Source organism: Chryseobacterium sp. 2TAF14 (assembly GCF_052115105.1).
GTDB lineage: Bacteria > Bacteroidota > Bacteroidia > Flavobacteriales > Weeksellaceae > Chryseobacterium.
Window position 1 is genome coordinate 16,897 of record NZ_JBFRGA010000005.1, and the last position, 14,229, is coordinate 31,125.

A 14,229-nucleotide genomic window follows, 5' to 3' on the forward strand; every position below is an offset into this window, starting at 1 on the left:
CTTAACGAAATAAAGAAAATTCCTCTTGGCTTCTGATTATTAGAAACCGACGAGGAATTTTTTAACTAAGTCTTGAAAATAATATATTTTTGTTTGTTGTACATTGATTTTTAGACCATCAACCATCAACTAACAACCAAAAGCTTCATGCCTAAAATTCTATTCTTAACCACTGCGCACAATTATGATGATGACAGAATCTTTTTTCATCAGGCAAAAGAATTGGTTATGGATGGTTTTAATGTTAAGATTTGTAGCTTAACGAAAGAATTTAAAGGCGAAATTGAAGGTGTTGAAATAGAGTCTTTTGACGTTCTAAATCAATCGGTACAAACAAAAATTCAGAAGTTTACAGAAGTTTGTCATTCTTTTCAGCCGGATTGTATCATTTGCTCTGAACCGATTGCGGTAATTGCTGCAAAAAAATTTAGTAAAACTAAAAAAGTAAGCGTTGTTTACGATATTACGGAATGGTATCCTGCAATGTCGATGCTACAGGATTTTAGTTTACTGATGAAATTTGTTCACGGAATCAAATTTTTTTTGATACAGCTTTACGCAGGCTTTTTAAGCACTCATTTTATCTTTGGTGAAGAAACCAAAAAATTTCCGCTGGCTTATTTTTTTCCTTTTAAAAAGAAAATCATTCTGCCGTATTATCCTCACGAAAAATTTGTTTCTGAAAATATTAATCAATTAAAGCCTGATGGAATAACACTTTGTTACACCGGTGCTATTTCAGAAGATAAAGGAATAGGGAATTTTTTCAACGCTGTGGAAGAGCTTTACAAAAGAAATCCTCAATTAAATATCAAAATTCTGATCGTTGGTTCTGCCAGAAAAAAAGAAGACGAAATCTATTTCTCAGAAATTCTTGCCCAATCTCCGCTGAAGAACATCGAAATAAGGAAACCAACTTCTTTTGAAAACTTCACACAAGCTTTTGCTGATGCTGATATTTGTTTTGATTTAAGAAATTTTAATTTTGAAAACCATCATTCGCTTCCGATCAAATTATTCTATTACATGGGCGCCGGAAAACCGATTATTTATTCAGCTTTAAAAGGGATAAAAAAACATATGGATGTTTATGGTTTTGGTTTTTTAGTCGATCCGAAAGATTCTGAAAAAATTGCTGATCATATTGAAGCTTATCTTAAAAGACCTGAGCTTTACGAACTTCATGCAAACAATGCCCGAAAAGAATTTAAGCAAAATTTTAATTGGGAACTCATCAAAAATTCTTTTGTTAACTTTATTAAAAATTCTTTCCCAAAAAATAACTGATGAAACAGCTTAAAGTTGTTCAAACCTTCATCTCAAGGTTTCTTATCCTGATCCTGAGCTTTGGCTTGGTGATCTTTTCCACCAATATGTGGGGAAGCGAAGGAAAGGGAACGATCTCGATCGTAATTGCAAATGTTGCGTTGGTTAGTTTTTTCAGCAGTATTTTTTCGGGAAGCAGCACTTCTTATTTTGCGAGAAAATTTAAGGTAGAGCAGGTTTTGGCGTACTCTTATCTCTGGTCGCTCATTATAGGAACTGCGGTTCCATTGATATTCAGTTTTGCGGCAATTCAGAATGAGTTTTTGTATTATTTGATCGGTATTTCTGTTCTGTCGTCACTTTTATCAACCAATATCAGTCTGTTTATTGGAACGCAGAACATCAGGTTTTTCAATATTTATACGGTTTTACAGCAGCTTGTTCATGTTTTGTTTCTCTTAATATTAATTTATATTGTTCAGCTGAAAGATGTCTCGGTATACTTTTTAGCTCAGATTTTCTGTTTATTATGCCTTTTTTTAACGAGTCTATTTTTAATCTTGAAAAAATGTAAGTTTTCAGAATTTTCCTTTTCAAAACCGGTCTTCATCAATATGTTTGAATACGGTTGGAAAACTCAGCTGAGCGCTTTTATTCAGTTTTTAAATTACAGGCTTTCTTTTTATTTTTTAGAATATTTTGAAGGAATTGCTGCCGTAGGAATTTTCTCAATCGGGATCACTTTTTCAGAAGCAATATGGACGATTACTAGAAGCATTGCCGTTGTTCTCTATTCTGATGTTGTGAACAGCGAAAGTAGGGAAGAATCTATTGCTAAAACCAAATCTTCACTCAAACTTTCATTTACGTTGATGCTTGTTTTTTTCCTGGGAATTTTGATTATTCCCGGTTTTGCCTATTCATTTATTTTTGGAAAAGAATTTAGTGAGACCAAAACAATCATGCTTTTACTCGCTCCCGGAATTCTGGCAATCGCAGTAAGCGATATGATCGGCTATTATTTTTCAGGAATTAAAGAGCTGAAAATATTAAACATAAAATCTATTGTAGGTTTATTGATTACCGTTGGATTCTCATTTTTTGCCATTCCGAAATGGGGAATTTGGGGCGCCTGTTTTGTAACAACTTTTTCATACGTTGTTTCCGCGGCAATTTTATTTTGGAAATTTTACAAGTCTACCGATTTTAATATCAAAGATTATATAATTTCTAAACCTGGAATTAATTCTCTGATTAAAACTTTTTCTAAAAAAAGGGATTGATATTTAAGGTTTTAAAATTTGTGTTTCTTTGTTAAGTTTACGCCTTGGTTTAACCTAAAAACGGTAAGATTTAAAATTCTTTGTCTTCCTTTGCGTGAAATTTCCATAATAAAAGATATTAAAGAAAATTATAGTTAAATCCTTATTTTTACCACTCAAAAAAGTTTTAAACTATGTGCGGAATCTGCGGCTATTATTCATTCAGGAAAGAAATTTCTTCTAAAAATATTTTAGAGATGAATAATGCGATCCGTCATCGTGGTCCGGATGATGAAGGTTTCTGGATTTCTGATGGCTTTTATGGAAAATCTTTTTCAGGAAACGATTCTACACAAAAAATTAAAGAAATTTTCCCAGTTTTAAATGAAACAAACTCGAAAATTGCTTTAGGTTTTCGCCGGCTTTCCATTTTAGATTTGTCTGAAAAAGGGCATCAACCAATGCTTTCAGATGATGAGAAAATAATGATTACTTTCAATGGCGAGATTTATAATTTTAAAAAAATCAGAAAAGAACTTGAAAATTTAGGCTATCAATTTAAAAGTAATTCTGATACGGAAGTTATTTTAAGATCGTACGAAGAATGGGGAACCGAAATGTTTTCTAAATTCGACGGAATGTTTGCCATTGCTTTAGTCGATTTAGACCAACAAAAATTGATTCTTGGAAGAGACAGAGTTGGTTTAAAACCATTGTTTTATTTTAAAAATAATGAAGTTTTAGTTTGGGCTTCCGAAATAAAATCTATCCTGAAAAATGAATTTATCAAACCGGAAGTCAATTGGAATGGTGTTTATACCAATTTTCTTTTCCAGACTACTTTAGCGCCGGAAACGTGTTTTCAGAACATCTATTCATTAGAACCTGCTTCTTTTTTAGTTTTAAATTTAAATGATTACTCAATATCAAAACAATTTTACTGGAATTTCCCGACTAAAAAAATAGAAAATATTTCGGAAGAAGAAGCAGTTGAAAAAGTGGATCAATTATTATCTGAAAGCGTGGAAGAACAGCTCTTTGCCGATGTTCCGGTGACAAGCATGATGAGCGGCGGAATAGATTCTACGCTGATTACGGCAAAAGCCAAACCTTTTAAAAATGATATTAATGCATTTACCATTTCGTATCAGTTTTCGGAAAGTGAAGTGAAAAATGCTTCTTTAATGGCTGGAAAAATAGAGATTAAGCATGAGGTGAAAAAAGTTTCGGATGAAGAGATTTTAAATCAGTTAAAAGAAAATATTCAGCATTTTGAAGAACCTTACAGCAGTCTTGAAGTATTGATGAATGCAGCAGAATTTGCAAAAAATGAAGGTTTCAAAGTCGTTTTAAGCGGAAACGGAGCCGACGAACTTTTTGCAGGCTATTCTCATTCTTTAAAGCTCAATAAATGGCTTTCGATGAAGAATTTCAATTTTATCCGTCATTTTATTTTTACCAATGATGATTTTTCAAGAAAAGTAAAAAACTATTTTTCTCAGGATAATATGCTTGATTTTTTCAGGCAAAGCCAGGTCGGAATGAAACCTTTGGAAACGAAAAATGTTTTTTCTGAGTCTGTTTTTAATACAATTAAAACCAATTTAAAAAATAAAAAATTATCTGAAACTAAAGATTACGAAGGTTTTTTTGAGTATGATATGAAATATTCACTTTCTTCACATCATGTTTTCAGAGATGATCTGAGCGCAATGAAATACGGTGTAGAATTTCGTTATCCTTACCTGAGCAATGATCTAATCGATTATGTTTCTTCTTTGCCTGAGAAATTACGATACAATGGAATTCAGAATAAACCGCTTTTAAGAAAAGTTGCCGAAAAATATCTTCCTTCGGAAATTTTGAAAATGCCAAAGCGCGGATTTTCTTTCCCGCTTGCTCATTTCATTAAAACCGAACCGAAAGTAAGAGATTTTATTCTTGAAAATTTAAACAGCTTAAAAAATAGAAAATTTTTCAGATCTGAAATTATTGATGAATGGTGGAATAACCAAAAAAATGAATACGACTGTGTGAAAATCTGGCAATTGGTTACTTTTGAGCTTTGGTATCAAAAATATTTTGAAAATCACTAAACTTATTTTTCATTAATATCTTTATCTTTGTAAGAATGAAGAAAATATTTCTTGTTTTTACGATCATCAGTCTCTCACTTCTCAGTTGCGGAAGTGACGATGATTCTCTGCAGAAAATTGATCAGCTTTTTAATCTTTACATCAAAGATTCATCCGGAAATGACCTTTTGAAACCTACAGCAATAGGATCTTACACAGGAGTTACTTTTACTGATGAGCTTGCCGAAAAAGATAATGTGAATGTAAGCTACAGCCGGAAAATGCTCGCTGATTCTACCTATTATCTCGAATATCTTGCAGGCGCAACAAGACAGTTTGTGGAAGGTGATTCTGATGGAAATAAGATTTACAGATCTGTAATTCAGGTTTCTTTAATCAAAAAAATATCCGAAACGCAGAATGATCCCGTAGTGAATGATACGATGGAAATTTTTTATCACTCTTCACCAACTGTTTTCGAAGTTTCGAGAGTGCTTTACAACAAGCAATTGGTCTTTACAAAAGTTCCGGATCAACCGAATGTGGCTACAGTCATAAAATAATCTTAAATTTGCACGAACGGTTCAAAGTTCAGGGTTCAAAGTTCAATGCAACTCAACCTTAAACCTTAAACTTTTAAACATTAAACATTTATGTTACAGGTTAATTTTTTACGCGACAATAAAGAACGCGTTTTAGAAGGTCTTCAAAAAAGACAATTCAGGAATCTTGAGTTGGTAGACGAGGCTATCGTTACCGATGAAGAAAGAAAAAAAATTCAGTTTGAATTAGATTCACAACTTTCCGAGATCAATAAAATCTCCAAAGAAATTGGTATTTTAATGAAAGAAGGAAAAAGAGAAGAAGCTGAAGCATCCAAATCTAAAACAGCGCAGTTCAAAGAGTCGAGTAAAGAATTGCAATCGCAGCTTGAGATCAAAGAAAAAGCTTTGCTTGATATTTTGTATCAGATCCCAAACGTTCCTTACGAATTGGTGAAAGCCGGAGTTTCTGCAGATGATAACGAAATTATTTATCAGTCTCACGATGTGGAAGGTTTAGGAGAAGGGGCAATTCCTCATTGGGAGCTTGCAAAAAAATACAACCTTATTGATTTTGAATTGGGAGTGAAAATTGCCGGAGCCGGTTTTCCTGTGTATTTTGGAAAAGGAGCGAGATTGCAGAGAGCTTTGGTTCAATATTTCTTAGATAAAAATACGGATGCAGGTTATCTTGAAGTAAATCCACCACACGTTGTGAATGAAGCTTCAGGTTACGGAACAGGTCAATTGCCGGATAAAGAAGGGCAAATGTATTACATCAATGCAGACGATTTATATTTAATTCCTACAGCGGAAGTTCCGGTGACGAATTTATACCGTGATGTTTTGCTGGATGAAAAGGATCTTCCGATTAAAAACACCGCATTTTCTCAATGTTACAGAAGAGAAGCAGGAAGTTACGGAGCTCATGTAAGAGGGTTGAACCGTCTTCATCAGTTTGAAAAAGTAGAAATTGTAAGAATCGAAAAACCCGAGAATTCTTATGCTGTTTTGGAAGAAATGGTAGAACACATCAAGTCGATCTTAGAAGATCTTGAATTGCCTTACAGAGTTTTAAGGCTTTGCGGTGGCGATACCGGTTTTGCTTCAGCAATGACTTACGATTTTGAAGTGTGGAGTGCTGCTCAGGAAAAATGGTTGRAAGTAAGTTCTGTTTCAAATTTTGAAACTTTCCAGGCAAATCGATTGAAATGCCGTTATAAAGCAGACGGAAAATCTCAGTTGGTGCATACGTTAAATGGTTCTGCAATGGCATTGCCGAGAATTATGGCAGCTTTGCYTGAAAATAATCAGACTGCGGAAGGAATTAGGCTTCCTAAGAAAATCGCTGAATATGCGAGATTTGAATTGATTAATTAAAGTTTAGATTTATATAAAAGAAAGCCATTGGAGTTGCTAACTTTGTTAGGACACAATTCTTATACTCTTTATCTTTAAGAGTATGAAAAAGATCAGAAAAAATTACAGTTTTGAGTTCAAGATTGGGGCAGTATCTTTAAGTGATCAGCGAGGCAATGTATCCTCGGTAGCTGAAGAATTAGGGATCTGTAAAGAAAGTCTAGTCAATTGGCGAAAACTTCACAAAGAAGGTAAGCTTAGTAAGGAAAAACAAATATCCTCTGATCCGATAAGGGAAGAGTTATTGAGACTACGCAAGGAACTAGAAGAAACAAAGCTTGAACGTGACATCTTAAAAAAGGCGGTAGGCATCTTCTCCAAGAGAGACGGGTAAGATATAAATTTATCAAAGAACACGCTGGAGTGTTTCCTGTCGGGAAGATGTGCGAAGTATTAAAGGTAAGCAGGAGCAGTTTTTATCATTGGAAGAAAAGAAAGCCTAGTAAGCGATCAGAAAGAAGAGCCATTTTATCAGCAGAAATCTTCAGTATTTATCATTGGAGCCGTGGGAGGTATGGAAGCCCTCGTATTGCCCGAGAACTAGAAGCAAAAGGAATGAGAGCTTCACGTCCTTTGGTGGCTAGATTAATGAGAGAACGCAACCTGAGAAGTATTGTAAAGAAAAAATTTAAGAAAACTACCAACTCATCCCATCGATACCCTGTTGCTGAAAATTATTTGAATCAAAATTTTCAGGTTAAAAACAGAGGTTTGGGTGTCTGATATTACGTATATCCGCACAGGTCAGGGTTGGTTGTATCTTACTACAGTCATTGATTTGTTTGACAGAAAGGTTATCGGCTGGTCATTAAGTGAGACGATGAAGGCTCAGGCCAGTATTGCTGCCTTGAAAATGGCAAGACTCCATCGTCCTTTACAGGATCATGACAGCTTGATTTTCCATTCAGATAGAGGAATACAATATGCGTGTACAGAATTTACATCAATAGTCGGAAAAAACATTACTCGAAGCATGAGTGGAAAAGGGAACTGTTATGATAATGCTGTAGCAGAGAGCTTTTTCAAAACTCTGAAAACAGAACTTGTCTACCAAAATAAATATGAAACTAGAGATCATGCCAAAAACTCTGTGTTTGAATATATAGAAACATTTTACAACACTCACAGAAGGCATTCGGCTTTAGGAAATTTAACTATAAAAGAGTATCAAAATTTAATGTCTAATCAATCTAAAAATGTAGCATAAAGAGTATATAAATTTTGCCTCAAAAATAGTTGCAAGTTCATAAAAAAGTTTATGTTTATATTGAGTCAATGACAAGTCTCCACACTATGCTTATGATTCGGATCTGTGTTGTGACAATTCACATCATGCTCCGGAGAAACCATCATAGCTTCCGAAGGCGGAGAAATGTAGGGAATCCCAAGTTCAAGTCCTCTTAAAATAAATAATCCACCCAAGATAATCATTACGACTGGAATTGCTTTTAAAATTTTTGTTCTGAATGCCTGATTCATCAAATTTCCCACCAAAACAACTGTGAACATAAACGGAAGTGTTCCCAATCCGAATAATGCCATGAAAGAAGCGCCCTGCCAAATTCCGCCGCTTGCAAGACTGGCTGTAAGAGCCATGTAAACCATTCCGCAGGGTAAAAAACCGTTCAAAATACCTGTGGTGAATCTTGAGCGGTAATCTGCTTTTTGGAGGAGTTTTCCTAAGTTTGATTTAACTTTAAAAAGAAATTTAGAAATAAAAGGAATCTTTGAAACAAAATCTTTTCCGCCAAACGAAAACAAAGCCATGATAATCAGCAAAATTCCCACACCAATCGTAAGATATTGCTGAAAACCTGCCATTTCAAAACCCTGACCTACAATTCCCAATATTGCTCCTAAAAAAGCATAAGTTGTGATTCTTCCAAACTGATAGGTGAAATTTTGAAGGTAATAATTGGTTGCCTGCTTTTTGGTTAAACCCATTGATAACGCAATGGGACCGCACATTCCGATACAGTGAAAACCGGACGCGAAGCCTAAGCCAATTGCAGATATAATCAATGCTATTTCCATATCACGTCATAATCGAGTCTGTAGTCGATTTTATCTTTGATCCAATGAAGTCTTAAGGTATAATTTCCGTTTTTTAAAACTGAAGCCGGGATCAGAAATGAATTTGCTACATCTAGCTTTACCGTTTTTTTTATGTCTAAATTCTGGTCATCTGATCTGTTTAAAACAAAACTTACTATCGAATTTGAATTGTTGACATCTTTCGGCAACGTTAGTTTAATACCTTGTGGCGACTGACTGTAAACAGGCTTTTCAAGAAGCTCATCTCCACGTTTTTTGGCATCTATTACCGATTGGTAAAGAAGCTCTTCTTCGTAATATTTGTCAGTTACCATTTCAGAATTTTTCTGCCCGTTCGGGAAAAGAAAAACCATGGATAAAATAAATATAATAAATGAGGCTAAAGCTAAAAAAATACCGTGTCCCCAAGTGAAATTTTTCATAATCTTAAAATTTTAAAACTGTAATTTAAAAGGTCCTTCGAAATACGTCTGATAAGAATCGATCAGTTTTCCTTTCATATCATAAACGCCGATGGTGATGTTTTGTTTAGACAGATTCATATCTGCCTCCGGAAAGCTGATGTTGATGGTTCCTTTTGAAATCTTGTCGCGTTCCACACTTATTTTGCTTGATCCGCTGTAGCCTACTTCTGCGTGAGCAGGTTCTATTACTTTGATGGTAACAATCTTTTTATCATTTGTTTTATTAAGGAAAGTATAGTTGTAGGTGTTGATGATTTTCCCTTCTCTTACAAAGAATGTGCTTCCTGCAGGTTTGATGAATTTTGCTTCTATTTCGCCACGGCTTGAGAGTAAATATCCTAAAAATCCTACCAGTAAGACCAAAACAACGGCAAAACCTTTCATTCTTCCTGTAAATTTATACGGAGTTCCGGTTTCTATTTCTTTTTCGGATGCATAACGTATCAAGCCTTTCGGTAAACCTACCTTTTCCATTACTTCGTCACAGGCATCAATACATGCGGTACAGTTTACACATTCCAATTGTTGCCCGTCTCTGATGTCAATTCCGGTAGGACAAACGACTACACATTGATAACAGTCGATGCAATCTCCTTTTCCTGCGGCTTTTCGGTCTTCCCCTTTTCTCCATTTAGAGCGGTTTTCACCTCTTTTAAAATCGTAAAATACGTTGATGGTTTCTTTATCAATTAAAACGCCCTGCAATCTTCCGTAAGGACAAACCAATGTACAAACCTGCTCTCTGAACCACGCAAAAACAAAGTAAAAAGCTGCCGTAAAAAGTATCATTACGATAAAGTTGGTAGGATTGGCAAACGGGCCTTCAGAAACAATGCTGAATACTTCCTGATAACCCACAATATACATAAACATAAAGTGTGTAATAATCAGGGAAATGATAATGTAAACCGACCATTTCAAGCTTCTTTTCCAAATTTTTTCAGAGTTCCACTCTTGTCTGTCCAGCTTCATTTGCTTATTTCGGTCTCCTTCAATCAGGTATTCTATTTTACGAAAGACAGATTCCATAAAAATTGTCTGAGGGCAGATCCACCCGCAGAAAATTCTTCCGAATGCAATGGTAAAAATAATAATGAAAATAAGAGATGCAATAGCACCTAAAGTAAGGATAAAAAAGTCTTGCGGATAAAAAGGCTGTCCTGCAATAAAAAATTCTCTGTCGATAACATTAAACAAAAAAAACGGGTTCCCATTAATTTTGATAAATGGTACGGCAAAATAAATAATCAGAAGAAGATAACTTACCAATTCTCTTTTGTTGGTATATCTTCCTTTTGGTTTTTTTGGAAAAACCCATTTTCGTTTACCGGATTGTTCCATTGTGCCTATAGAATCTCTATAGGTTTCAGGGTCTAAAACCTGCCCCTGTCCACCGCGAACGATGTCTTCATCTATTTTTGACATTTTTACTAGGTTTTAAAAAACGAAAAAACATAATTCGTTACTATTTTTATCTAATAACAAATTATGTTTTTCATATGTTTATCTATTTTTTTTAATTACTGTTTTTCCCAATGAGCCTCATCACCATATGGCGGTGCGCCTCCTTCTTTAGGTGTAATTGGTTTTTTAAGCTGGTTGATAGAGTAGACGTAAGCTGCAACTTTTTCAATATCGCCTCCTGTAAGAACTCCATTTTTACCCCAAGCCTGCATTGCAGTCCCTGCAACACCATTTTCTACAACGTGGAATACGTTTTTGAATAAAGTTTTCTCAGGCTGGTTGTGCCAGAAATTATCTGTAAGGTTTGGTCCGATACCTCCTTTACCACCATCTGAGTGACAAGATACACAGTTGGTTTTGAAGATTTCTTCACCTGCTGCAATATTGTCTTCAGAGAAAGATGCCGATTCTATAGTTACCGGTGGCTGATCTGCAAGATATATTGCGATAGCAGCTTCTTGCTCTTTATATTCTTTATCATACTCACTAATCGGGTGTGCAAAATCTGTAAACGCATAAGCACAGATATAAACGATACAGAATACAGTCCCGAAGTAGAATAAACCTAACCACCATTTTGGTAATTGATTATCCAATTCCATAATTCCGTCGAAACCGTGGTCAATAAGAATATCTTTTTCTTCAGTATCAGACTGTTTTTTGAAGGCAGCTGCATAAAGTCTCTGAAAATAAGGTACTTTTTTCTCTGCTAAATACGCAGATTTTTCTTCAGCCGTTAATTTTTTGAATTTATTGTTTTCAATCAAATCTCCGATAGCGCTGTGAATGTATGCTAAAATAGCACTGATCACAACAGTTCCCCAGAAATATGGTGAAGCTAAAAACGCGTAGCTCTGAACAAATAAATAATAAAATATTACTAATAATACCGTTATTATTAAAATGTTTACAAAAACCGGTGTTCTTTGTCTCATAATAAATAGTTTAATTTTTTAAATTAAAATCATCTTCGTCATCCTCAAGCGGAGCGTGCTCTTCTTCTTTGTAATATTTTTTAGGCCTGCTAAAAACATATATAATCAAAGCAACGAAAAACAGCATAAAGAAAATCAGAGCCAATGTTTGATAAAAACCTGCATTGTCGGTATTGGATAATATATCTTTAAAGTTTTGAGGAATCATCGTAAACTTTTAATTTTATTAGTTACTGGCTGTTTTTATTTCTGTCGTTTTAATATCGGTTCCCAATCTCTGAAGATAAGCGATAAGAGCAATAATCTCTTTTTTCTCTAATTCTCCCTGAGGTCTTTTTGCATACGCTTCTTTAAGGTCAGCCGCTTCTACGAAGATATCTTTTACAATTTTTGCTGCCTGATTATCTGCCCATTTATCTGCAGTATCAATCTGAGCTTTTGTATAAGGTACATCGTAGGTATTTTTCATAAACTTGATTTTGTCCACCATTTGAGAACGGTCAAGATTATTTGAAATCAACCATGGGTAACGTGGCATAATAGAACCTGCAGACGTTTGTCTTGGGTTATACATATGCTTATAGTGCCAAGAACTTGGGTTTTTACCTCCTTCCCTATGCAAATCCGGTCCTGTTCTTTTCGATCCCCAAAGGAAAGGTCTGTCGTAAACAAACTCTCCGGCTTTAGAGTACTGTCCATTTTTACCGTTAAATCTTACGATCTCGTCTCTGAATGGTCTTACCATCTGCGAGTGACAAGCGTTACAACCTTCACGGATATATAGATCTCTACCTTCAAGCTCCAGCGGTGAATATGGTTTTACCGCAGATATTGTTGGTACACTTTTCTTCAATGATAAAGTAGGAATAATCTCTACCATACTTCCTATTGAGATAGTAAGCAATGATAATACCGTTAATAAAGCAGGCATTCTTTCCAGCCAAAGGTGGAAACCTTCTCCTTCTTTTCTTTTGTTGCTGATATTTGCCAAAGCCGGAGCTTCTGCAGGAACTTCTTTCTGGAATGATCCTTTTTTGATCGTCATGTAAACATTCACCACCATTAAAAGACCTCCTGAAAGGTAGAATAAACCACCAACGAATCTCATTTTAAAGTAAGGAATAATTGCAGTAACGGTGTCTAGCCAGTTTTTCCACAATAATGTTCCGTCCGGGTTGAATTGTTTCCACATTAACCCCTGAGTAAATCCTGAAATATACATTGGTACAGCATAGAAAATAATTCCTAAAGTACCTAACCAGAAATGCCAGTTTGCTAATTTAACAGACCACATTTTGGTTCTCCACATGATCGGAACCAAGTAATAGATCACACCGAATGCCATGAAACCATTCCATCCTAATGCTCCTAAATGTACGTGACCGATAACCCAGTCTGTAAAGTGACCAATTTTATTGATGTTTTTTGTAGCCAAAAGAGGTCCTTCAAAAGTTGCCATACCATAACACGTAACTGCAACTACGAAGAATTTCAGAATAGGATTTTCTCTTACTTTATCCCAGGCTCCTCTTAATGTAAGAAGTCCGTTCAGCATACCTCCCCAAGATGGTGCAATAAGCATGATTGAGAAACCAGTTCCCACTGCTTGAGCCCAAGCTGGTAAAGCGGTGTACTGAAGGTGGTGAGGTCCGGCCCAGATATAAACGAAAATCAATGACCAAAAGTGAATAATTGATAATTTGTATGAGAATACCGGTCTGTCTGCAGCTTTAGGTAAGAAATAATACATTAAACCTAAAACAGGAGTCGTCAATACGAAAGCTACCGCATTGTGACCGTACCACCATTGTACGATGGCATCTTTTGCTCCTGCATACGCAGAATAAGACTTCCATCCGGAGAACGTTAATGGTACTTCTAAGTTGTTGAATATGTGAAGCATCGCTACTGCAACCCAGGTTCCAAGATAGAACCAGATCGCTACGTAAAGGTGTCTTACTCTTCTTTTTGCAATCGTTAAAATCATATTCACCCCGAAAATGATCCATGAAACTGCGATTAATATATCGATTGGCCACTCGTGCTCAGCATATTCTTTTGAAGTATTGATCCCCATAAAGAATGTGATGAATGTAGCAACAATCATAAACTGCCATGTCCAGAAATGGATCCACGATAAAGTATCGCTGTACATTCTGGTTTTTAATAATCTTTGTGTAGAATAATAAACCCCTACATAAACAATATTACATACGAATGCAAAAATTACCGTAGTGGTGTGTAGCATTCTTATTCTACCAAACCCTAACGCACCGTTGGTATTAATTAACCCTTGTATGTTTCCTGATGCCAGACTGTTGATGGTTGTATCGTCAGTTCCGAACAAAAATTCAGGAAGCTCAGGATAGAAAAGCATCAATGCTGCCGTTAATCCAAATACGAAACCGATAATTCCAAAAACTATGGTCGCGTATAGGAATGCACGAACAATACTGTTGTCATAACTAAACTTTTGTGTCTCCATATTAACTATTCACTTTTTTCTTCAAATTTATTATTATCTTCTTTTTCCTTATCGCTGTTGTTGCCAGTATCTTTTTTTTCCTTTGTTTCATCGGAGTCAAAAAGTATTCTTACAGCCGGAGACTCGTCATCCTCAAACTGCCCTTTTCTGGCGAAAACTATAAATACGACCAGAAAAACTACAGCCAAAGAAACGCTGCATAAGATCATTAAATATAGAATATCCATCTGACAACAAAATTAACCTATTTTCGGGGTTCAAA

At 35.3% G+C, this 14,229-nt stretch carries 12 protein-coding genes and 1 pseudogene; 6 read left to right on the plus strand and 7 right to left on the minus strand.

Features of this window, described 5'->3' with window-relative positions:
- Nucleotides 1-147 precede the first annotated feature (147 nt).
- The 6 genes and pseudogenes from AB4Y90_RS01170 (at nucleotide 148) to AB4Y90_RS01195 (ending at nucleotide 7,771) form a co-directional block, all read left to right on the plus strand.
- Nucleotides 148-1,287 carry a glycosyltransferase gene (locus AB4Y90_RS01170; RefSeq protein ID WP_441555368.1) on the plus strand — a complete coding sequence of 380 codons (1,140 nt, stop codon included), beginning with the start codon at nucleotides 148-150 and terminating at the stop codon, nucleotides 1,285-1,287.
- Nucleotides 1,287-2,549 (plus strand): oligosaccharide flippase family protein, encoded by a 1,263-nt coding sequence (locus tag AB4Y90_RS01175; RefSeq protein ID WP_441555369.1) that lies wholly within the window; start codon nucleotides 1,287-1,289, stop codon nucleotides 2,547-2,549. The genes AB4Y90_RS01170 and AB4Y90_RS01175 overlap by 1 nt, the downstream gene beginning before the upstream one ends.
- Nucleotides 2,550-2,722: 173 nt before the next feature.
- Complete coding sequence (asnB, locus tag AB4Y90_RS01180; protein WP_441555371.1) at nucleotides 2,723-4,624, plus strand: asparagine synthase (glutamine-hydrolyzing); 1,902 nt, start codon at nucleotides 2,723-2,725, stop codon at nucleotides 4,622-4,624.
- A gap of 35 nt (nucleotides 4,625-4,659) precedes the next feature.
- On the plus strand, nucleotides 4,660-5,166 hold the full coding sequence (locus tag AB4Y90_RS01185; RefSeq protein WP_441555372.1) for a hypothetical protein: 507 nt from the start codon (nucleotides 4,660-4,662) through the stop codon (nucleotides 5,164-5,166).
- A gap of 90 nt (nucleotides 5,167-5,256) precedes the next feature.
- Complete coding sequence (gene serS / locus AB4Y90_RS01190) at nucleotides 5,257-6,525, plus strand: serine--tRNA ligase (RefSeq protein ID WP_441555373.1); 1,269 nt, start codon at nucleotides 5,257-5,259, stop codon at nucleotides 6,523-6,525.
- Nucleotides 6,526-6,607: 82 nt separating this feature from the next.
- A pseudogene (locus AB4Y90_RS01195) lies at nucleotides 6,608-7,771 on the plus strand (IS3 family transposase).
- 65 nt (nucleotides 7,772-7,836) lie between these two features.
- Here the strand turns inward: AB4Y90_RS01195 and AB4Y90_RS01200 are convergent.
- The 7 genes from AB4Y90_RS01200 to ccoS all read right to left on the minus strand — a co-directional run bounded on the left by AB4Y90_RS01200 (nucleotide 7,837) and on the right by ccoS (nucleotide 14,194).
- Nucleotides 7,837-8,598, minus strand: a complete 762-nt coding sequence (locus AB4Y90_RS01200) for a sulfite exporter TauE/SafE family protein (protein WP_441555374.1) — start codon at nucleotides 8,596-8,598, stop codon at nucleotides 7,837-7,839.
- On the minus strand, nucleotides 8,589-9,041 hold the full coding sequence (locus AB4Y90_RS01205; protein ID WP_441555375.1) for a FixH family protein: 453 nt from the start codon (nucleotides 9,039-9,041) through the stop codon (nucleotides 8,589-8,591). Before AB4Y90_RS01205 ends, AB4Y90_RS01200 begins: the two co-directional genes overlap by 10 nt.
- Nucleotides 9,042-9,053: 12 nt before the next feature.
- Nucleotides 9,054-10,508 carry a cytochrome c oxidase accessory protein CcoG gene (gene ccoG, locus AB4Y90_RS01210; protein ID WP_441555377.1) on the minus strand — a complete coding sequence of 485 codons (1,455 nt, stop codon included), beginning with the start codon at nucleotides 10,506-10,508 and terminating at the stop codon, nucleotides 9,054-9,056.
- Nucleotides 10,509-10,603: 95 nt separating this feature from the next.
- Nucleotides 10,604-11,482: a cbb3-type cytochrome c oxidase N-terminal domain-containing protein gene (locus AB4Y90_RS01215; protein WP_441555378.1), complete on the minus strand. Its 879-nt coding sequence runs from the start codon at nucleotides 11,480-11,482 to the stop codon at nucleotides 10,604-10,606.
- Between the two features lie 10 nt (nucleotides 11,483-11,492).
- Nucleotides 11,493-11,690 (minus strand): cbb3-type cytochrome oxidase subunit 3, encoded by a 198-nt coding sequence (locus AB4Y90_RS01220; RefSeq protein ID WP_441555379.1) that lies wholly within the window; start codon nucleotides 11,688-11,690, stop codon nucleotides 11,493-11,495.
- Between the two features lie 18 nt (nucleotides 11,691-11,708).
- Complete coding sequence (gene ccoN, locus AB4Y90_RS01225; RefSeq protein ID WP_441555380.1) at nucleotides 11,709-13,967, minus strand: cytochrome-c oxidase, cbb3-type subunit I; 2,259 nt, start codon at nucleotides 13,965-13,967, stop codon at nucleotides 11,709-11,711.
- A gap of 5 nt (nucleotides 13,968-13,972) precedes the next feature.
- Entirely contained in the window at nucleotides 13,973-14,194 is a 222-nt protein-coding gene (gene ccoS / locus AB4Y90_RS01230) for a cbb3-type cytochrome oxidase assembly protein CcoS (protein WP_441555381.1), read from the minus strand.
- Nucleotides 14,195-14,229: the final 35 nt, after the last annotated feature.